We start from the raw sequence: 20,791 nt of genomic DNA, 5'->3' as shown, positions 1-20,791 counted from the left end.
TTACCTCACCAACTAGCTAATCAGACGCGAGCCCATCCTGTACCGCCAAGGCTTTGCCCATCAGACCATGCGATCCAATGGGGTTATGGGGTATTAATCACCGTTTCCAGTGGCTATCCCCCTGTACAGGGCAGGTTGCTCACGCGTTACTCACCCGTCCGCCGCTTTCATAGTCTTCTCTTTGACCGAAGTCTCCGCTTCCAACTAATCGCGCTCGACTTGCATGTGTTAGGCACGCCGCCAGCGTTCATCCTGAGCCAGGATCAAACTCTTAATCATAATCCCGGTATCCGGTAATTTACTTTTCAGCAAACACCTTTTACCATAACTCATTTGTAACACTGACCTCTGCATTATTTCCATAATCAGAAATCACTTCGCCGGTTCCAAGCAGAACCGACATTTATTTCAGAATTTTGGGTTGTACACTGTTTAGTTTTCAAGGATCGAGTCTTGCTGATATAAGCCTTGACACTCTGTGTCCGAGGATCTTCAAAGTCATGCAAGAGGCGAATGTTAAAGGACCGGTTACCCAGTCCTTAGGAGTCGTCTCAAGCGACCTTAGTTATCTTAACACTAAATTTACATTCGCGTCAACCGTAAATCTTATTCTTTTTTGTTTTTTTATTTCGCTGAGATTTGGTAATAATTGTATCACATTTCCTTCTTTATATACGCTATTTCAGCTAATGCATTATCACAAATAATCTAACCTTCAACAGCTTCAGTTTCCTCCGAAAAAGTCTTCCGGTATTCTTTTCCAGGTTGAATTTCAAAGGTCGAATAACCAATAGCGTAGTCATGACGTCTGAGCAAAATCTCCTCATCTTCGTTAGAGAAAATGTAGCCATTCCCGTAAGTGTCGACATACGTCCAGCCCAGTTCGCTCATTCTTTCTTTTATCGCGGAATCCGCTTCACTCTTTTTTGTAATGAACATCAGGGCTTTTTTGGATACAAGCGCCGCTTTCTTTTGATGTCGTTCTACCTCATAAATCCCAAGCATCAAATCAAAAAATCTCAATTCATAATAAATTTTAAGCAGAGTTAAAATAAATAAAAGCACCGTGATCCACTTCAGTGTTTTTTTTAATTTCTCACCTGTTTTCAATTCAAAACCCCCCTGGAAGACAAAAGTCAGCTAACAAGCTATTTTTCGCGTTAATTTTATTATACACCAACGCAGCGCCTTTCAAGCACCCTGAATGAAATTTCAAATAATTTGAAATTATTTGAAAACAATGTAGTTTGTAGTTTACTTTACAAAAATGAAATGCTATACTCAAACTGCCATAAAAAATAATTTTTAGGGAGGAAATACCTCGAATGAATTCAACAACCTATCGCAGCCTAAACGCAGCAAACAAAGTACCTGGTGAATTCGAAATGACATGTGAAATTTGTCATAGCCCTGCTGATTTGATTCGATTCAAAAATAAGTATGTCTGTACCTCCTGCAGGGATCATATTCGAGAGCATTCTGAACAATGGCTGTAAAGCAAATCAGATTGTAAGTGTGTTTAAAGGCCCAAGAAAACATCAAATATGACGATCTGACTAATCTGATTTTTAGTGACGCCTGTGACTCCAGGCGTCTTCATAATTAAAATCAAACAAAAATTTTATTCAGCTACAGTAATAAATCTTCAAACCTCTCGTGTAAATAGGATTTATTTGTAAATTCCCGTGTGATTATATTATAAACTGAAGAGCGTGCTTTTCACGAAACGGCAAACCAATTGAAAAATTGGGACGCAAAGCTACAGGGCCTTTAAACTGGCAGCCAGCTGACGAATGGGAAGTTTTTTTTGTGTTCAAAATTTGGTTTGGAGATGTGAAGCTATGAGAAGCAGAACGTTTTATATGATCTCGACAATTATTGTACTATCACTGGCCCTATGGGGGATCCGTCTTTCAAACTTTGAACCGAACGCACAAAAGGCTCTTGAAGGCTCGATTCATTTTAATGGTTGGGATGAAAATGAACTCTATCTGCTTGGTGGCCAGTGGCAGTATTTCCCGAACCTACTTGCTGAGGATCTAAATACAAAGTCGAGTTCAAAAAAAAGTACGCTTGCGACATTGCCGCATTTGTGGCCGGGAGATGCCCGGTATGATGGGCGCGGTTTTGGGTTTGGGGTCTATCGGCTAAGCCTTTCTGGTCTTGAGCCTTTAAAGAACTACGCTATGATGCTTCGGGATGCTTCTGCAGCCTACCGGGTTTCAGCAAATGGTAAAACGGTCTTCTCAAACGGTGTTGTGGGCAAATTCGCGGATGATTATTCCGCGTTTATGAAGACGGAGCAGGGTGTCTTCTACGCGGACGGCCAAGGTAAGGCTGAAATTTTGATCGAGGTTTCAAATTTTGACAACGGTAAAGGTGGCTTATGGACGATACCTTATTTTGGAAGTGTTGAGTCTGTTTTCTTTTTGTCAATGAGAGAAAAGCTCGTTGAAACATATCTGTACACCACCATGCTGACCTTAGGTTTGTTTTTTTTCGCGTTGTACGCTTTTTCCAGGGATGAAAAGTCTATGTTATTTTTGGGTGTTTTCTCTATACTTTCCGCACTTCGTTTGACTATGATGGGGCACAGACAAATTTTTGGCATGGTGCCCGACTTGTCCTGGGTACTCCAAAACAGGCTTGAGTACATGATAGGTTACATGCTGCTCCCGGTTTTTGGCTATTTGACATGCGCCTTAGACTTCGTGAAGCCAAAACGCGGCATGATATACGCTTATCACGGCTTAACCGCAGTCGCACTGATCCTGACGCTCTTTATGCCAAAGCCCATTTACGACGCTTACTTTACCCTTTATAAGGTTTTAATTTTTATACTGGCTGGCTACTTTTTGACGGTTGTGGTACAAGGCCTGAAAATGAAAGCTGACGGCGCCCCGGTTATAATCCTTGCCTATCTGATCATGGCCGCAGGGGCTTTTACTGAGCTCTTTGTGAGAGAAGATCCATTCAACACCTCTTTTGCCACTTTAATCATGGTCTTACTGTTTGCTGAAGTCATCATTGTAAAATTTGTGTCTCATAAGCGCTTGAAAGAATCCCTTGAAGCCAGCATTATAACAGATCAGCTGACGGGTGCGTTCAACAGGTTTCATCTTGAACAGCTCATTAATGTCTCTGCGCCGGATCAACGCCATGCACAAAGGAGCCATGTCCTCTTCATAGATATTGATAAATTCAAGACTTATAACGACACTTATGGCCATGCTGCGGGGGACGAAATTTTAAGAGCCGTTGCCGTGCGCCTTAAGGCTTGTGTTCGAGAAACGGATAAAGTCTTTCGCTATGGCGGTGATGAGTTTGTCATTTTGGCAGAGGCACTACCTGACCTGAAGGTTCATGACCTGGTCAACCGCATCCATGAAAGCTTTACAGTGCCAATAGTAATTTCCAACCAAAGCTTCAACCTTCGTTTGAGTATAGGGACGTCGACTTACCACGGGTCTCAGGACTCCCTGAGTGCGGCAATCTATAGGAGCGACGAGCATATGTACGCGCTCCGGCGGATGGAGGCTGGGTCGGCAACTTAGTGCTATTGCAATATAAAAGGCTTTGAGCAGGGACAGTCTTGTGATCGACTGTTCTTCTCAAAGCCTTTTTGATTTTTGTCTTAAGTTGGGTTATCCATTTGCAAGGCCAAAGGCGCCCTCTTCCCTGTCATAGATAAAGACCTCACCGGTTTCTATGATGTAGTACCAGCCGCTGAGCTGGAGGGTTCCTGCGTTTACCCTCTCCCGAATGTACGGGTAGCTCCAGAGGTTCTTAAGCTGTTCAATGACGTTGAATTGCTCCATCATCCATTCCTTGGCTTCCGGGTCTTCACTGTTCATTGTAGCCAGCACTTTTTCTCTCGCGGGCCTCGCCAGCTCCAGCCACTTTTTGGTGTGCGGCATGCTCACGAGAAGGCCTGGCAAATTGAGTCCCGCATCACAGCCACCGCAGTTGGAGTGACCACAGATAATAATGTTTTCCACGTTGAGGGCTAATACGGCGTATTCTATAGCTGAGGTCGTGGAGACATATTCTGCGGTATACCTGTAAGGCGGCACAAGGTTCGCAATATTTCTTATGATAAACAGCTCACCTGGCAAGGTTTTGGTAATGAGGTTTGGGTTGATGCGGGAGTCGGAGCAGCTGATAAACAGCGTGTGGGGCTTTTGCTGACGCTTCAGGCTTGAGAACAACTCTTTGTGCGTGTCGAAGTCGTCTTTTCTGAATTTCACAATACCATCTAACAGCTTTTGCATGAATCCATTCCTTTCTGAGAAAGTGTGGCGTTATGGCCGGGCGTGATGCTGCCATGAGCTTTATAGCCTTTTCAGGAGCTTGTCTCTGTTTCTATTTGTTTTTTTGAAACTGGCCGAGCAGCTCCGCGGCATTGGCTTTCGCCTCAAGGAGACCTATGGCGGTTACAGCCTCTACAACCGGGACAGCCCGTACGACTATGGTCGGGTCATGGCGGCCCGTGACGCTGAGCTCTGCGTTGACGTGTTCGCGAAGGTCCACGGTCTGCTGTGTTAGGGCTATGCTGGAAGCCGGTCTGAAGGTAACTTTTAAGCGCATAGGCATGCCGTTGGTGATGCCGCCATTGATGCCGCCGCTGTGGTTGGTTTCACTGACGACCTTGTCGTCTTCCATGCGCCATGGATCGTTGGACTTGGAGCCGCGCATGCCCGCAAAAGCGGTGCCGGCACCAAACTCGACAGCTTTCACAGCTGGTACGGAGAACAGGAGCTGTCCAAGGAGGCTTTCAATGCCTTCGAAGACGGGATCCCCCCAGCCAACGGGTAAGCCAGTGACGCCTATTTCAATGGAACCGCCTACAGAGTCCCCTTCTTCATGGGCCTTTGCCAGCATAGTTTTTGCCTGCTCTATGGCTTCATCAGAAAAGAATGGCATTTCCTTTTGTGCGAGGGCCATTTGGTTGGCCTGTGTGACTTGAGATGCCATTTCGTCAATGCCCGCATCGAAAATATCCCCTACCTGGGCGACGTGTCCGAGTATTCTGATGCCATGCTCTGACTCCAAAATCTGAGCCGCTAAAGCACCCGCAAAAACCAGTGGTGCAGTTAAACGGCCTGAAAAGTGACCGCTCCCCCGCGGGTCGTTAAAGCCATGGTATTTTTCGTTTGCGGAAAAATCTGCATGGGAGGGTCTTGGAAAGCGCTTCAGTGACTCATAGTCGCTTGAGCGGGTGTCCTCATTTCTAAAGAGAGCCGTCAAAGGCGCGCCGGTCAAGGCTTCCTGATAAAATCCGGAGACGATTTCAAATTCGTCTTTTTCTGAACGTTTGGTGGCATAAACGCCTGTTCCGGGCTTTCTGCGGGCCATGGCAGCTTTCAGCTTGTCCAGGTCAGGTCTAAAGCCGGCTGGCAGGTGGTGAATGGTGATGCCAATGGCTGGGCCATGGGATTCTCCAAACAGTGAGTATTGAATAGCTCTGCCCCAAGTGCTTCTCATAGTGGTAGGTCTCCTTTCAGGGGTGTTCGTTATAGGTCGGTTATATTATTTGTTAAAAAAATCATCCACGTCTCCGGCCGCCAGACTGTAGACGTAGCCCTCACCGGCTTTTCGGATCAGTATGACTTCGAGTCCTTTCTCCGTCATCTTCTTGTCCCGGAGAACCCAGTTTTTCAGTGAAGAAAAATCAAGCAGCGGAGCAATCTCAAAGCCCAGCTGTGCCAGGGCGGACTCCAGAAGTGCGGACGTCCCAGGCTCAGACAAACCTTTTTTCTCTGAAATCCTTGTGATCCACTGCATCCCAAAAGCGACCCCTTCTCCGTGGGTCATGAGCTCTGGATTGTAGCCGACCCTGCTTTCAGCGGCATGTCCCAGCGTGTGACCAAAATTCAGGAGCTTGCGGTCGCCAATTTCCTTTTCATCCGATTCGACAACAATTTTCTTAATGTTGATGGCGCGTTTCAAAAGCTTATTGATCTCAGGCATCGACGAAATTGACAGGGTTGTCTGAGATTTATTCTGCCGGGACGCAACATCAGCAGCCGGCGTGGTCTGGGAAACCATTTCCGATGCAATTTCTGAAGCCATTTCCGAATCAATTTCCGAAGCCGCTGCAGACGCCCCTGACAGGTCACTGAACTGCTCCAGAATCATAGGCAATAGTGCCTCGTCCCGGATCATGGCGGCTTTCACCATTTCCGCGATTCCATCCCTGAGCTGTCTTCTCGGCAGGGTATCCAGGAACCTGGGATCCACCAGCACCGCTTTGGGCTGGTGAAAGGCGCCCACAAGATTTTTTCCCTCTGGGAGGTCTATAGCGACTTTACCGCCCACACTGCTGTCCACCATAGCCAGGAGGCTGGTGGGGACCTGAATGAAATCAACGCCCCTAAGCCAGGTGGCGGCAACGTAGCCCGCAAGGTCGCCTATGACACCGCCGCCAAAGGCAATGACCATGTCCCGGCGGGTCAGACCCCCTTTGACAAAATCCTTGTACAGCCTCGACAACTGATCCATATTCTTGCTGGCTTCGCCATTTGGAACGACTGAGACGGAGAGCAGCTGAATGCTGCCCTCGTCCTGAGCCTGCGGCAAATGCAGTGTTTCATCTGAAACCGGTTTCCATCCCTCCAGCTGCGACATCACCACACGTGACAACCCGAGCGCGCCGCACAATGTTTTCCCATGAAGGGCCCATACCACGTCATCTGTGACTATGGCGCAGCGCCGGGCGCCCAGAAGCAGCGGCAGCTGTGAAAGGGCCTGTGGCCCAATATGGATGTCATAGTGATGGTCCTGGCCTTTGAGCTGCATCTGAAGCACAGAGTGCTCACCGCCAGTTTTTTGAAGGTTCTTCGCCACCCCCGACGTGGCGTTTCCAGCTGCGTCAACCATGGCTTCCTCTTGCAAAGGCTTCACTTTGTATCACCCTCAGTGGCCTGGAGGGCTTTCATCAGCTCGGTATGAATCAGCTCTCTTGCGTGATCCACCTGCTCATCTGTGAGATTGAACCAGATTTTTTCCGCGAGGACAGCCTGCTCAATCAGCATGTCAATGCCAAAGATCACTCTATGGCCAGCCGCTTCCGCTTCCCGGATCAGACGGGTCCTGCGGGGCTTGTAGACAATGTCACAGACGTCCGCTTCAGGATGCAGGTATTTGATATCCACCGGCGTCGCGTCCTCAAACGGGTACATGCCCACGGAGGTCGTGTTGATGACGAGATCATAATCCTTAAAGTTTTCACGGTCTACAATGTGAGCTTTGCCAAAGATCTCAAGGTCCCGGATCAGCGCGTCTGCCTTGGTCCAGGTGCGGTTGCAAATGCCCACATCCTTGACGCCGTTGAAGAGAAGTGACCCTGCAATACCCCGGGCAGCGCCGCCGGCCCCGAGAATCAGAACCTTCTTGTCCTCAATGGCGCCTATCTTACGACGCAGTACTGAGATCAGCCCCGGCCCATCCGTATTGTAGCCAATGAGACCCTCCGGCGTAATGGCCACCGTATTGACGGCGCCCAGCTTTTCAGCAAAGGGATCCAGCGCGTCCAGATGCCCAATGGCCGTCTGCTTATGTGGAATCGTAATGTTGAAACCACCCATGCCAATGGCTCTGAAGCCCGCTATGGAAGCGCCCAGCCGTGTAGGCTCAACGTGGAACGCCAAATAAGCCGCTTTGAGTCCGAGAGCATTGAATATTGTATTGTGGATCCATGGGGAACGGCTCCCAGTTACCGGATCGCCTATCAGGCCGTAAAGGCGTATTTCATCAGTCAGATTCATAAAAACTCTCCTTCGCTCATGGGTTGTTCCATTGTGTGAATTTTCACTGATTATACAGACTCCCCTGCAAAAAGTCCAGTAATTAATGTGAGTACGTCCTAAAGAAATGGAAGGAAAATAATAGCAGGGCGCTTGCCGATGGTCACGTTCCCCTCCACCAAACCCATCCACAGCACTACGTCCGCCTACTTTTTTCGCGATTGATTGTTTATACGCCCACAGGACAAAGAAATACTCAATTGCATACAAAAAAGGATAAAGACCTGTATGCGAACCCCCCTGATTTTTTCAGAGCTGCCCATCATAGAGTCTTTATCCTTTTAATGTCACTCTCAGAAATTATGTTCAAAATATAATCTGTATTTTCCTCTGAACCTTAAATGGATGCGCCCAGCGTTATGCCTTAAGCCTCTTCCAGCACCGGCTCCAGCTTTTCGCGCAGCTCAAGCAGCGTCATTGGATCCAGGACTTTGCCTGAGGCCGGGATTTTAGAGACGACGTAAGGTGCTACGATCTCACTGCCCGGCTCCGTCAGCATGGCGTAATCCACGTGACTGCCCTTCTTAAGCCGTACGGACTGAACGCCTACTGTGTTCTTGGACGCCTTCTGGGCCACAAGGGCAAGATCAAAGGCAAGTGCCGTATACGCATCCGCCCCGGCCCTGCGAACCAGGAAGAGCTCGCCGCCGTCTTTGGTGAAGAAGATCCCCACTGGCTTCGCTTCATCCGAGTAAGCTTTGATCAGCTTTTTGCGGTAGGTCTTGGTTTCGTAGGCCTTCAGCGGCACCTTGGCCACTTTGCCATTTTCAAAGGCGAAGACCATTTCACCCTCATAATCCGAGGTGTTGACGACATAGAGGACCTTTTCGTCCGGTTCCGTTTCAATCAGGTTATAAACGTAGTGGCCCAGGGTTGAGGCTTTGTGCTCATCCATTTCATGGGCTTTGAACTTATAGACCTGACACTTGTCCGTAAAGAACAGGATGTCGTCCCCATTGGTGCCATCCATGGCCTGGACTATGCGGTCCTCATCCTTGAGCTTATGGCTGCTGGCCATGCGCAGGGAAGCCAGTGACACCTTTTTGAGGTAGCCGTGCTCCGTTAAGAAGAGCTTCAGCGGGAAGGCGTCAATGACCGTCTTTTCTTCGTGAACTCTGACTTCGTTCAAGTGAACGACCTCGGTCTTACGGTCCTTGCCATATTTCTTAATGATCTGCTGCTGCTCAGTAATGATGATCTTGTCGATTTCTTTTTCATTTTCGAGGGTCTTCTTAATCTTTTCAATCTGTTCCTCAAGGGCTTTGGTTTCCGTCAGCCGCTCCAGGACGTATTCTTTATTCAAATGACGGAGCTTGATGTCCGCGACGTAGTTCGCTTGAAGCTCATCAATGAAAAAGGCCGCCATCAGATTTGGGACCACATGGCTGTCCTCGTCTGTCTCACGGATGATCCGGATGGCCCGGTCAATATCCATGACTACGGCCTTGAGGCCATAGAGGAGATGCAGCTTGTCCGTCAGTTTCAAAAGATCATAGTTCAGTCGTCGGCGAATACAGTCCTTGCGAAAACGCAGCCAGGCTTCCAATATGCCCTTGATGCCCTTCACGGTTGGGCGACCGTCAATCAGCAGGTTGAAATTACAGGAGAAGCTGTCCTCACAGGGCGTGTAGCGGAAAAGCTTCGCCATGAGGGCGTCCGGATCGACGCCCCGCTTGAGCTCGAGGGCGATCTTGAGGCCGCTGAGGTCTGTCTCGTCCCGCAGGTCGCTGATTTCTTTGACCTTATTATTCTTTATCAGGTCGACAATCTTTTCAAGGATGGCTTCGACCGTGGTGGTGTACGGAATTTCATAGATTTCAATCAGGTTTTCCGACTTGTCATACCGGTATTTGGCCCGCAGCTTGAAGGAGCCCGAGCCCGTCCGGTAGATGTCTGCCATCTGCCGCTCGTCGTAAAGGAGGTAGCCCCCGGTAGGAAAGTCCGGACCGGTGAAGACTTTGGTTTCATCAAAGCCAGGGTTCTTCAGGTATTCAATGACCCCCTGACAGACCTCCCGCAGATTGAAGGAACAGATGTTGCTGGCCATGCCCACGGCAATGCCCCGGTTCGCGCTGACCAAAACATTGGGAAAGACTGTTGGCAGCAGGGTTGGTTCTTTCATGCGGCCGTCGTAGTTGTCCACGAAATCGACGGTGTTCTTGTCAATGTCCTTAAATATCTCATTGCAGATCCCGTCCAGCTTGACTTCTGTGTATCTGGAAGCCGCGAAGCGCATGTCCCGGGATGTGACCTTGCCAAAGTTACCCTTGGAATCCACGTAGGGCTGAAGCAGCGCGTCGTAGCCCTTGGTCAGTCGGACCATGGTGGCATAGATGGCCTGGTCCCCGTGGGGGTTGAGCTTCATGGTCTGACCCACCACGTTGGCGGATTTGGTCCGCGGCCCGTCCAGGAGCTTCATCTTGTACATGGTGTACAGGAGCTTCCGGTGGGAGGGCTTGAAGCCGTCAATCTCCGGGATGGCCCGGGAGAGGATGACGCTCATGGCGTAGGGCATGTAGTTTTGCTCCAGGGTCTCCGTGATGCGCTGGGGCACCGGCGGGTTGTGGGTGCCTAAGATGCGGCTGCTGGTGCTGCCGGCTCTGGCTTTTTTGCTTTTGGAGCTGCCGCGTTTTTTCCTTGGCGAGGCTTTGGCGGCTTTTTTTTCATCAGTGTCAGAGCCCTCTGCCTGTGGTTCCTCGTCCTCTGGTGTGGTGTCGTCACCATCGGCATACACGTCTTCATCTTCTTCTATTTCTTCTATTTCTTCTATTTCTTCTTCGTCTTCCACTTCCTCCAGATCAAAGGTCTCTTCAAGGTCCATCTGGTGTGGCGCGTCGTTTGGATGCTTCTTCTTTGGCAACTGCTTCACCTCTTAGCTTAAATCGAGCTGATCCAGGTACTCGTACCCGTACTGCTCGATGAATTCTTTTCTTCCCTCAAGGTCATCCCCCAGGAGAACCTCAAACATCCGCTCCGTGCGCTCGATGTCCTCAGGCTCAATCCGGATCAGACGGCGGGTGTCCGGGGACATGGTCGTGAGCCACATCATCTCCGGGTCGTTCTCGCCAAGGCCCTTGGACCGCTGCAGGGTATAGTTGCCCTTGACGGTCTGGAGCAGCTCGGTCTTCTCCTTGTCGCTGTAAGCGAACAGGGTCTTCTTGCCTGTCGAGATCTCGTAGAGGGGGGTCTCAGCAATGAAGACTTTGCCCTCGTGGATCAGGGTCGGCATCAGGGCGTAGATCATGGAAAGGACCAGCGTCCGGATCTGGAAGCCGTCCACGTCCGCGTCGGTACAGATCACGACCTTGTCCCAGTTGAGGCTGTCAAGGTCGAAGGTGTCAAATTCCTTGGCGTGCTTGGACTTGATTTCGACGCCGCAGCCCAGCACCCGGATGAGGTCAATGATGATTTCGCTCTTGAAAATCTTGTCGTAGTCCGCCTTCAGGCAGTTGAGGATCTTGCCTCTTATGGGCATCAGGGCCTGGAACTCCGAGTCACGGGCAAGCTTACAGGCGCCGAGGGCGGAGTCGCCTTCCACAATGTAAATCTCCCGGCGGTCCAGGTCTTTGGTCCGGCAGTCGACGAACTTCTTGACCCGGCTCATCAGGTCTGTCTTGCTGCTGAGGGCCTTTTTGAGGTTGAGCCGCGTGGACTCTGCCTTCTCCCGGCTGCGCTTGTTGATCAGGATCTGGTCAATGATGCGCTCCGCGTCTTCCGCGTTCTCTATAAGGTAGACTTCCAGCTTCTTGCGGATGAACTCTGTCATGAAGTCCTGGATGAATTTGTTCGTGACAGCTTTCTTGGTCTGGTTCTCGTAGCTGGTCATGGTGGAGAAGGAGTTGACCACCAGCACCAGGCTGTCCTGGACGTCCACGAAGCTGATCTTCTTTTCGTTCTTCTGATATTTGTTCTGTTTTTTGATGTATTGGTCGATTTCCGCCGTGAAGGCACTTTTTACTGCCTTGTCCGGGGAACCGCCGTGCTCGAGGTAGCTCGAGTTGTGGTAGTACTCTATGAGGTTGACCTCGTTGTTGAAGCAGAAGGCCATCTCCACCTTGACTTTGTACGCAGGTTTGTCCGGCCTGTCCCGGCCCGTGCCCTCGTCCGAATAGTGCTTGATCTGGGTGAAGCGCTTGTCCTCTGCGATCTCGTCCAGGTAGTCCACAATGCCGTTGTCATAGATGTATTCCCGGGTCGTGTTGGATTTCTCATCCTGGTAGATGAAGCGCAGCCCTTTGTTGACAATGGCCTGGCGCTTGAGGACTTCCTCGAAGTATTCACTTGGGATCGCGTTGTCCGTGAACACGTCAAGGTCCGGCCGCCACTTGATGGTGGAGCCCGTCTTCTTCTGCTTTGTCAGCTCCTTGTAAAGGCCCCCCACGTTCTCGCCTTTCTCGAAACGCAGCGCGTAGAGATGCCCGTCCCGGACGATCTCCACATCCATGTATTCCGAGCTGTACTGGGTGGCGCAGAGGCCCAGTCCGTTGAGACCCAGGGAATATTCGTAGGTTTCCCCGCTGATGTTGTTGTACTTGCCCCCGGCGTAGAGCTCGCAGAAAATCAGCTCCCAGTTGTAGCGCGCCTCGGCTTTGTTGTACTCTACCGGGATCCCCCTGCCCTTATCGATGACGCTGATGGAGCGGTCCGCGTGGCGGATGACCGTGATCTCCTTGCCGTGGCCTTCCCTGGCCTCGTCAATGGAGTTGGACAGCACCTCGAAAAAAGTGTGCTTCGCACCCTCCAGCCCATCCGACCCAAAAATAACCGATGGACGCTTCCGCACCCGATCGGCACCCTTCAGGGAGGTAATACTCTCATTATCATATGCTTTCGTCTGTTTCACCAATCAAAACACCTCTCAAAATGGTCGCACATCCCTATTATAACAGACTGAAAGGCTATACAGGGACAGAATTTTTTGGTGGGGGACAGGGGCTTTTGGTGCGGGACTGGGCCGGGTGGTGCGGGACTGGGGCGAGTGGCGCGGGACTGGGCCGGACCAAATAAGCTCATGATGGGGTAAGAGCTCAATTTACACCTCAAGCCGCCTGACGTACCCCTCGCGGCTGGCGCCTATAGCTTCACTGCGCTTCGGGTCCGTCCTCGCTTCGCTCGCTTATAGCATGCGCCCTATACAAAAAAGTATAAATCCATGGTCCAGAGAGCAAGCTCTCTGAGCCATGGATTTATACTTTTTTATGCACGTCTGTTAGCTTTTTACTGCTCTTCCTCATGCAGCACCATCATAGCTTCCATCATCTTTGGAAAACCAACGGTTGGGGCGATCAGCAAAATGGCATGCTCGATCTCTTCCACCGTGCAGCCCGCCTTCTTCGCCTTTTCCACGTGAGTCCTCAGCGCGAACTTGTAGCCGGACGACGCAGAAAGCGCCACCTTGATCAGCCAGCGCGTCTTCTCATCCAGCGGCCCGCCTTCCTCGTGCACCGCCTTGCCGTACTGCCTGTAAGCCTCGTATACTTCAGGGTAATGTTTTATGAACTCATTCAAATTTTCAGTTCGCTTTTTCACGATCATCACCTCTTACTATAGATACCTGAAACCGCGCTGTCGAAACAAAGAGTTTCGTCAACTAAACATCCAGTCCTGCCTCTTTCTATTTAAGGAAAGAGTTTTGCCGATGGTCCCCCAACCACCCTACTCAATCCGTCCCAGTCCCCCACCACGCGTCCCTGTCCCCTACCATGTGTCCCTGTCCCCTACCATGTGTCCCTGTCCCCCACCACAATTTGTCCGCGGCACAAAAACTCAAGGATTTTTTCACGAACACTTTCATCTGTAAACATACCGACGCTGGTTCCGCCCCTTCCAAATGAAGCTTTGAGCCCGATCCAACACCCCATAAAATCAACACAAAAATTTGGGGCTCAAAGCCTCCTTTTTGCTTGACACTGTCCGCCCCAGCGTGTTATAGTATCCCTCAAGCGGACAGTTGTACGACAAGGAACGATTTTGTTCGTTAATAAATACAATGCTCCGACATCTGAAATACAGCCAGGTGACCATCGGCGGACACTTCTTTAAAAGCATCAAGCCCGTCCGCCCACGGCGGCCACCCACAAAAAAGCAGTCCATAAATAAAAAAAACAACAAAAAAAACAACAAAAACCAACCAAAAACAACCACGTATCACAACAGCTATCCACCGCACCATCCGCACCATGAGGAGAAACGAAGGAGGATCACCTTGGACAAGAGCAAATTCATCATCCTCAGCGTCGAAGCGGTCCCAGAGGTCTACGTCAAAGTCCTCGAGGCCAAAGAGCTGCTCAAGAACGGCACCTATGACGGCGTAACAGACGCGGTCAAAGCCGTCGGCATCAGCCGCAGCACCTATTACAAGTACTGCGATCACGTCTTCCCCCTCGCAGAGGGCGCCATGGGCAAGCGCATCACCATCTCCCTGCTGCTCTCCCACGAATCCGGCGTGCTCAGCCAGTTCCTGCAGACCATCGCCGAGAAAAACTGCAACGTCATGACCATCAGCCAGGACGCGCCTATCAACGGCATTGCCAACGCCTCGATCACCTTCGACATCAGCGAGATCCAGTGCACCTTCGACGAGCTGATCGAGACCCTGCGCAGCTCGAAAGGCGTCAAAAAAATGAACATCGTAGCAATTGAATAGTATAGGTGGTGAACAATTTGAAACGAGTCGTAATGTTGGGGTTTGGCACGGTAGGTTCAGGGGTCGTGGAACTGCTTGAGCGCAACCGTGGTTACCTTAAAAGCAAGTATCACAATGAATTGCAGCTGACGGGCATCCTCGTCAGGGATATTGAGAAGTACCAGGGCAGGGGTGCCGATGGTCTCCTGACCACCTCCTTCGACGAGATCCTGGCGCAGCAGCCTGACATCGTCGTCGAGGTCATGGGCGGCATTGAACCCGCGAATACTTACGTCAGGGCCCTCCTCGAGCGTGGCGTCAGCGTCGTCACCGCCAACAAGGACCTGATCGCTGAGCACGGCCTGGAGCTCATGGAAGTCGCAAGGAACCACAACGCCAGCGTCAGCTTCGAAGCGGCCGTGGGCGGCGGCATCCCGGTCATCAAGCCTTTCCGGGAATCCCTGAAGGGCAACCGGATCGAATCGATCGCCGGCATAGTCAACGGCACCACCAATTTCATCCTCACAAAGATGTACGAGGAAAACTTAGAATATGACACAACCCTGAAAATGGCTCAGGAAGCCGGCTTCGCAGAAGCAGACCCAACCTCGGACGTCAAGGGCTACGACGCCGCCAGAAAACTCTGCATCCTGGCCTCAATCGCCTACGACAAAATGATCCGCTGGAAAGAGATCAAGGTCGAGGGCGTGGACGGCGTCTCCAAGACGGACATTCAGAACGCCCGGGAAATCGACCGCAAGATCAAGCTCCTGGCCGTCAGCACCCGGGACGGCAGCGAGATCCACTGCTCGGTGAGACCAGCGCTTGTACACAAGCACAGCGCCTTAGGCCACATTGACAACGAATACAACGCCGTAGAGGTCGAGGGCGACGCCGTAGGCAAAGTCATGTTCACCGGCAAAGGCGCCGGCAAGTTCCCAACGGCCAGCGCGGTGTACGGGGATCTCCTGGATGTCTTAACCGGCAAGGTCGACATGGTCCTTCCGCTGAATGATGACACCAACTACAAGCTCTCCAAATACTACGCCCGCCGCTCCAAATGGCTGGTCCGGCTGAAGGTCACCAGCATGCCGGAGACCATAGACCTGGTTCTCGGGTCCTTCCCAATCCATGCTCTCAAACTCTATCGACTCAATGATTTAGACAATGTCTTCTTTGTGGTCGAAACCGAGGACGAGCTGGAGCTCTATGAAAAAATTGTCGAAATGAAATCCCGTGACTTTGTCCAGGATGTAAAATACTTTTTGATGTACGACTAGGAGGCCGACTCATGTATACAGGACTGATCAACCGTTACCGCGAATTCCTTCCCGTCAGCGACAAAACCTGCGTCGTCACTTTAAATGAAGGCGACACGCCGCTGATCCGGGCACACAATCTTGAAAAGCGTTTTCCAGGCATTGAAATTTACTTAAAATATGACGGCCTCAACCCAACGGGTTCTTTTAAAGACCGCGGCATGACCATGGCGGTCACAAAGGCCCTCGAGGATGGCGCTAAGGCGGTCATCTGCGCCTCCACCGGCAACACCTCGGCTTCTGCGGCGGCTTACGCGGCCCGCGCCAACATGAAGGCCTTCGTCCTGATCCCGGACAACAAGATTGCCCTGGGCAAGCTGGCTCAGGCGGTCGCTTACGGCGCTGAGATCCTCCCTATCAAAGGTAACTTCGACGTTGCCCTGGAGCTGGTCCGCAAGGTCTCCGAGCAGCATCCGGTGACGCTGGTAAACTCCGTCAACCCTTACCGCATTGAAGGCCAGAAATCCGCTGCCTTCGAAGTCGTCGACGCCCTTGGCGACGCGCCGGACTACCTCTTCATCCCGGTGGGCAACGCCGGCAACATCACGGCTTACTGGAAAGGCTTTAAAGAATTCAAGGCGTTTGGTCGGGCCCAGTCCCTCCCTAAACTCTTCGGCTGGCAGGCGGCTGGATCAGCACCTATTGTCGACGGTGCCATTGTCAAGAATCCTGAAACCATTGCTACTGCCATCCGCATAGGCAACCCGGCGAGCTGGAAGCAAGCGGAAGCAGCCCTCGCAGAAAGTAATGGCTTTATTGGCAAGCGCACGGATGAAGAAATCCTCGAAGCTTACCGCATGCTCTCCACGTCAGAAGGCATCTTTGCAGAGCCGGCGTCCTGCATCTCAGTTGCAGGCCTCAAGGAAGCCTATGAGGCAGGCAAGATTGAAAAAGGCGCCCGCGTGGTCTGCGTCCTTACCGGCAACGGCCTGAAGGATCCGGACACCGCCATTAAATACGCCAATATGACCGAGGTTATCGACGACGATTACAACGCGATCGAGGCCGCGGTACTGAAGGGGTTGAAGTAAATGCTGCGAATTAAAGTCCCTGCCACTTCCGCCAACTTTGGCCCGGGCTTTGACGTACTCGGGGTGGCCCTTGGCCTGTACAACGAAATAATGGTCGAAAAAGCGAATGGTGTCTTTGAATTCATCTGGGAGGATGACTCTGGAAACGTCATGGAGGCACCCGTATGCGCCGAGGAAAACCTCGTATTGACGACCATGGCCTCTGTGTTTAATCAGTTCAGCTTTAAATGCCCGGGATACAAGCTCTGGTCCAAGAGCTGCGCCATCCCCGTCTCAAGAGGTCTCGGCAGCAGCGCCGCGTCCATTGTCGCGGGCATTTACGCCGCAAACTACCTGATGGGCGGCAAAATGACAAAAGAAGAGATTTGTGCCCTCGCGACCAAGTTCGAAGGGCATCCGGATAACGTCGTCGCCTGCATTGAAGGCGGCATGGTCATATCCGCCGTTGGAGAAGATGGCGAGGTCACCTCCAGCCAGGTGCTCATAGCACCGGGTCTCAAGCTCTTCGTCATGGTGCCGGACTACAAGCTGTCTACGCATATGGCCCGTTCGGTACTGCCGGACAGCTACACACGGGCGGATATGGTCTACAACGTCTCACACGTCGCCATGCTGGTGACAGCCCTCTGCCACGGTGACTTCAGCAAGCTTCGCGTCGCCCTTGGCGACAGGATCCACCAGCCTTACCGCCTGCGTCTGATCCCGGGCGCGGAGGCCATCTTTGAAATTTGCCGCCGCGAGGGCTCCCTCGGTGAGTTCGTCAGCGGCGCCGGCCCTACCCTGATTGCGCTGGTGCCCGAAGAAGACACGAATTTTGCGGAACGCATCCGTCCTAAACTTGAAACGCAAGTCCTTGAATGGAAAACCTACGAACTCGAAATCTGCCACAGCGGCGTTAGTCTTGAGGTGATTTAATTGGGAATAATGGTACAAAAATATGGCGGCAGCTCCGTCGCCAACGTTGAACGCATCCAGCACGTCGCCCAGCGGGTCGTCGAGAACAGGCGAAAAGGCAACGATATGATCGTTGTCGTCAGCGCTATGGGGGACACCACCGACGAGCTGATTGAAAAGGCCGCCCAGATCAACCCCCACCCGTCTTCACGGGAAATGGACATGCTGCTCTCCACCGGTGAGCAGATCTCCATTTCGCTGCTGGCCATGGCTATTGAGGCCGCCGGCGAACCCGTAATCTCCCTGACTGGCGGCATGTCCGGCATTTTGACAGACACAGCCCACAAAAAGGCACGTATTGCCAGCATCGATCCAACCCGCGTCTTGAAAGAGCTTGCCGATGGAAAGATTGTCATCGTCGCCGGCTTCCAAGGGGTAACCAAAGACTGGAACATCACCACCCTTGGCCGCGGCGGCTCAGACACGACAGCCGTCGCCCTGGCGGCCGCGGTCAAAGCGGACCTCTGCGAAATCTACACGGACGTCGAAGGCGTCTTCACCGCGGATCCCCGTAAAGTCCCACATGCCAGCCAGCTCCCCGAAATCAGTTACGATGAAATGCTCGAGCTCGCCAAGCTGGGCGCCCAGGTCCTGCACCCCCGCTCCGTAGAGCTCGCCAGAAAACATGATGTCCCACTCGTCGTCCGCTCAACTTTCAGTGATCATCCCGGAACCCGGGTCGTAGAGGTGAATCGTATGGAACAAGTACTCGTGCGTGGCGTCACGCTCGACAATAACATTGCACGCATTGCCGTCGCCAACGTCCCGGATCAGCCGGGCATAGCGTTTGGACTTTTCAAAAAGCTCGCAGACCACCACATCACCATTGATATGATTATTCAGAACCTGAACCACGCTGCGAAGAATGATATTTCCTTCACCGTCGCGCTGGATGACCTCCACGAAGCCGCGCAGGTCAGCCGCGAATATCTGAATGAGATTGGCGGGCAAGGTGAAGTTCTTGAAAAGGAGAATGTCTCAAAGATCTCGATCGTGGGCACCGGCATCACAGGCAACGCCGAGGTCGCTTCCAAGCTTTTCGGAACGCTGTTTGATCTTGGCATCAACATTGAGATGATCAGCACCTCGGAAATTAAGATTTCCTGCATCATTGACTCCGAGAAGTGCGACGAGGCTCTGCGTCAGTTGCATACGGCGTTTGCGCTGGATCGGCTGGATATTGTTTAGTGACCATTGTCAAAAAACCATAAAAGGAAGGCTGGGCCAATTAGATTTGGCTGAGCCTTCCTTTTTTTTTGCTGTAGAACTATGCCATATTATTTTAATTGGCTGCCTGGGGGTGTTGGGCTGTGACCATCGGCCCTAAAAATCTTTAAAATTCCATGCGCTTGCCGCTGGCGTGGTAAATGGAGGCTTCGCAGATGTTGGTGGCGTGGTCTGCCACGCGTTCCAGGAAGCGGCCTACAAACAGGAAATTGATGATCTGGTCCATGTAGTCACGATTGCCGGTGAGCATGTCCAGGAGCTCCATGTACATGGTCTCATAAATCCCGTCCACTTCATCATCCAGCTGAGCCACCTTGCAAGCTTCCTCCACGTCTTCGTGGACAAAGCTGGAGAGGCTTCCGCGGATCATTTTGTTGACCAGGGAACCCATTTTGGGGAGGTCGACCAAGGGCTTGATGTAGTCTTCTTTACTGAGCTTCTCCACCACATCCGCAATGTTGACACCGTGGTCGCCAATCCGCTCGAGGTCCGTGGCAATTTTGAGTGCCGAGGTGATCAGGCGCAGGTCCTTGGCGACGGGCTGCTGAAGCGCCACCAGGCTGATGCAGAGGTCCTCGATTCTGTGCTCAAGGGTGTCAGACTGAGCTTCAAGGTCTCTGACGCGGCCCAGCAGCTCGGCGTTTTGTGTCAGCAGTGCCACCATGGCCACCTCAATCTCGTCCGCCACAATATTGCCCATCTCTAAAATTAAGTCCTTGATTTCTTTCAGTTTGGCATCATAACCTTTTCGCATTCGCGTAAAAAGCCTCCTTAAATAAAAATAAAATTTGCTGCACCTCTGGAAAGAGCACAAATGCTCTCTGACGCGATTTGACGCGTTTTAAGGTATTATAACGTGTTTTTTTGACTATACACAACTTTTTGTGAAACTACAAGTTCGAAACGCAAGGAAAGACACGCATCCTATGACACGTGCCCTGTTGACTAAAAGCTTACCCGTTCGCCGCTCACCGAGTAGACTACCCGCTCACTGAGATTCGTGACGTGGTCCCCCATTCGCTCAAGATATCTTCCAATAAACAAATAAGCCACGATTTGATCCCGCTTTCCCGGATGATCCACCAGGACTTCGAGCATCCCTCTGTAAAAGCTTTCGTAGATCAGGTCAACTTCGTCATCAATGCGCGCCGTCAGTACCGCAAGCTCGACGCTGGAACGCACATAACTGTCCGTCCACTGACGGAGCATCAGCATCACCAGCTCAAAAAGCTTTTGAAGCTCGATCATCGGTTTGATAGTGAAGCGTTCCTTTTGCGACAGCACAATGCGGGCAATGTTGACGCTGTTATCCCCTATTCTTTCAAGATCTGTGATCATCTTCAGCGTTGACTCAATGCGTCTAAGGTCGCAGGCCAAGGGCTGCTGCAGCGCTATGGCGTCAATACACTCGCGTTCGATCTCCATTTCCAGGTCATCAATCCGCTTATCCATTTTTTTAACCTGATAGGCCAGCGCTTTGTCTTGGTTGATCAGGGCCGTTTTCACTGTTTCCAGCTGTTCCTGGATCAGGATGATCATAGTCATCATCAAATCATCCATTTTTCTCAAATTAAGTACCAATTTAGGTCGATTCAAGGGGAACCTTACCTCCTATTCGCGTTTCATATAAGGTCATAATACGCCGGTAATATTGTCTCAAGGTTAGACTGATGTTAAATTCAGGTGAACTTTTCAAAGAGGAGGCAATTTCCAGGCTCTCGAACTGATTAAATAAAGGCTCTATAATAAATGTTGGGGTGGGTGATTCCTCCCCAGCATTATTTTTTTCAAAAAAATAATGCACTTATATCTTTTGCTCCTTAAAATGTT

16 protein-coding genes, 1 rRNA gene and 1 riboswitch are annotated in these 20,791 nt (G+C 51.4%); of the genes, 6 read left to right on the top strand and 11 right to left on the bottom strand.

The features are described 5' to 3' along the window. Together BLP63_RS16055 and BLP63_RS16050 are read right to left on the bottom strand one after the other, a co-directional pair. Positions 1–279: ribosomal RNA gene (locus tag BLP63_RS16055) — 16S ribosomal RNA — on the bottom strand; the annotation flags it as partial. 429 nt (positions 280–708) lie between these two features. Beyond that, positions 709–1,110 (bottom strand): hypothetical protein, encoded by a 402-nt coding sequence (locus tag BLP63_RS16050; RefSeq protein ID WP_092593407.1) that lies wholly within the window; start codon positions 1,108–1,110, stop codon positions 709–711. Between the two features lie 608 nt (positions 1,111–1,718). Continuing rightward, a riboswitch (cyclic di-GMP riboswitch) is annotated at positions 1,719–1,794 on the top strand. Between the two features lie 47 nt (positions 1,795–1,841). On the opposite strand from BLP63_RS16050, the gene BLP63_RS17245 reads away from it, so the two are divergent. Continuing rightward, the gene (locus tag BLP63_RS17245) at positions 1,842–3,554 is read left to right on the top strand and encodes a diguanylate cyclase (RefSeq protein ID WP_278278147.1); all 1,713 of its coding nucleotides are present in this window, start codon (positions 1,842–1,844) and stop codon (positions 3,552–3,554) included. A 90-nt stretch (positions 3,555–3,644) separates the two neighbouring features. Here BLP63_RS17245 and BLP63_RS16040 read toward each other — a convergent pair whose 3' ends face one another. The 7 genes from BLP63_RS16040 to BLP63_RS16010 form a co-directional block, all read right to left on the bottom strand. Further along, the gene (locus tag BLP63_RS16040) at positions 3,645–4,271 is read right to left on the bottom strand and encodes a carbonic anhydrase (RefSeq protein WP_092593403.1); all 627 of its coding nucleotides are present in this window, start codon (positions 4,269–4,271) and stop codon (positions 3,645–3,647) included. Between the two features lie 91 nt (positions 4,272–4,362). After that, positions 4,363–5,484, bottom strand: coding sequence for a chorismate synthase (gene aroC / locus BLP63_RS16035; RefSeq protein ID WP_092593401.1), 1,122 nt, complete (start codon positions 5,482–5,484; stop codon positions 4,363–4,365). Between the two features lie 45 nt (positions 5,485–5,529). Then, positions 5,530–6,903 (bottom strand): 3-dehydroquinate synthase, encoded by a 1,374-nt coding sequence (aroB, locus tag BLP63_RS16030; protein ID WP_139159856.1) that lies wholly within the window; start codon positions 6,901–6,903, stop codon positions 5,530–5,532. Next, positions 6,900–7,766 (bottom strand): shikimate dehydrogenase, encoded by an 867-nt coding sequence (gene aroE, locus BLP63_RS16025; protein WP_092593399.1) that lies wholly within the window; start codon positions 7,764–7,766, stop codon positions 6,900–6,902. Before aroE ends, aroB begins: the two co-directional genes overlap by 4 nt. Positions 7,767–8,169: 403 nt before the next feature. Further along, positions 8,170–10,665: a DNA gyrase/topoisomerase IV subunit A gene (locus tag BLP63_RS16020; protein ID WP_242870951.1), complete on the bottom strand. Its 2,496-nt coding sequence runs from the start codon at positions 10,663–10,665 to the stop codon at positions 8,170–8,172. 12 nt (positions 10,666–10,677) lie between these two features. Then, the gene (locus tag BLP63_RS16015; RefSeq protein WP_330387193.1) at positions 10,678–12,648 is read right to left on the bottom strand and encodes a DNA gyrase/topoisomerase IV subunit B; all 1,971 of its coding nucleotides are present in this window, start codon (positions 12,646–12,648) and stop codon (positions 10,678–10,680) included. A gap of 374 nt (positions 12,649–13,022) precedes the next feature. Continuing rightward, complete coding sequence (locus BLP63_RS16010) at positions 13,023–13,334, bottom strand: carboxymuconolactone decarboxylase family protein (RefSeq protein WP_330387192.1); 312 nt, start codon at positions 13,332–13,334, stop codon at positions 13,023–13,025. 676 nt (positions 13,335–14,010) lie between these two features. On the opposite strand from BLP63_RS16010, the gene BLP63_RS16000 reads away from it, so the two are divergent. Genes BLP63_RS16000 through BLP63_RS15980 form a run of 5 tightly spaced genes read left to right on the top strand, consistent with a single transcriptional unit; the run spans position 14,011 to position 18,922 of the window. Then, a complete protein-coding gene (locus BLP63_RS16000; RefSeq protein ID WP_207646493.1) occupies positions 14,011–14,451 on the top strand; it encodes an ACT domain-containing protein in 441 nt (146 codons plus the stop codon). Positions 14,452–14,468: 17 nt separating this feature from the next. Next, on the top strand, positions 14,469–15,710 hold the full coding sequence (locus tag BLP63_RS15995; protein WP_092593389.1) for a homoserine dehydrogenase: 1,242 nt from the start codon (positions 14,469–14,471) through the stop codon (positions 15,708–15,710). Positions 15,711–15,721: 11 nt separating this feature from the next. Next, positions 15,722–16,780 (top strand): threonine synthase, encoded by a 1,059-nt coding sequence (gene thrC, locus BLP63_RS15990; RefSeq protein WP_092593387.1) that lies wholly within the window; start codon positions 15,722–15,724, stop codon positions 16,778–16,780. Further along, the gene (gene thrB / locus BLP63_RS15985; protein WP_092593385.1) at positions 16,781–17,695 is read left to right on the top strand and encodes a homoserine kinase; all 915 of its coding nucleotides are present in this window, start codon (positions 16,781–16,783) and stop codon (positions 17,693–17,695) included. It abuts the gene before it with no gap. Positions 17,696–17,704: 9 nt separating this feature from the next. Next, positions 17,705–18,922, top strand: a complete 1,218-nt coding sequence (locus tag BLP63_RS15980; protein WP_207646494.1) for an aspartate kinase — start codon at positions 17,705–17,707, stop codon at positions 18,920–18,922. A gap of 145 nt (positions 18,923–19,067) precedes the next feature. On the opposite strand, the gene phoU (BLP63_RS15975) is transcribed toward BLP63_RS15980, so the two are convergent. Further along, the gene (gene phoU / locus BLP63_RS15975; protein ID WP_092593381.1) at positions 19,068–19,715 is read right to left on the bottom strand and encodes a phosphate signaling complex protein PhoU; all 648 of its coding nucleotides are present in this window, start codon (positions 19,713–19,715) and stop codon (positions 19,068–19,070) included. 191 nt (positions 19,716–19,906) lie between these two features. Next, the gene (gene phoU, locus BLP63_RS15970; protein WP_092593379.1) at positions 19,907–20,557 is read right to left on the bottom strand and encodes a phosphate signaling complex protein PhoU; all 651 of its coding nucleotides are present in this window, start codon (positions 20,555–20,557) and stop codon (positions 19,907–19,909) included. Positions 20,558–20,791: the final 234 nt, after the last annotated feature.

It is taken from the genome of Acidaminobacter hydrogenoformans DSM 2784 (assembly GCF_900103005.1).
In the GTDB taxonomy this organism is placed as follows: Bacteria; Bacillota; Clostridia; order Peptostreptococcales; family Acidaminobacteraceae; genus Acidaminobacter; species Acidaminobacter hydrogenoformans.
Note: the sequence above shows the minus strand (reverse complement) of the source record. Positions and strands in the feature narration are given on the sequence as shown.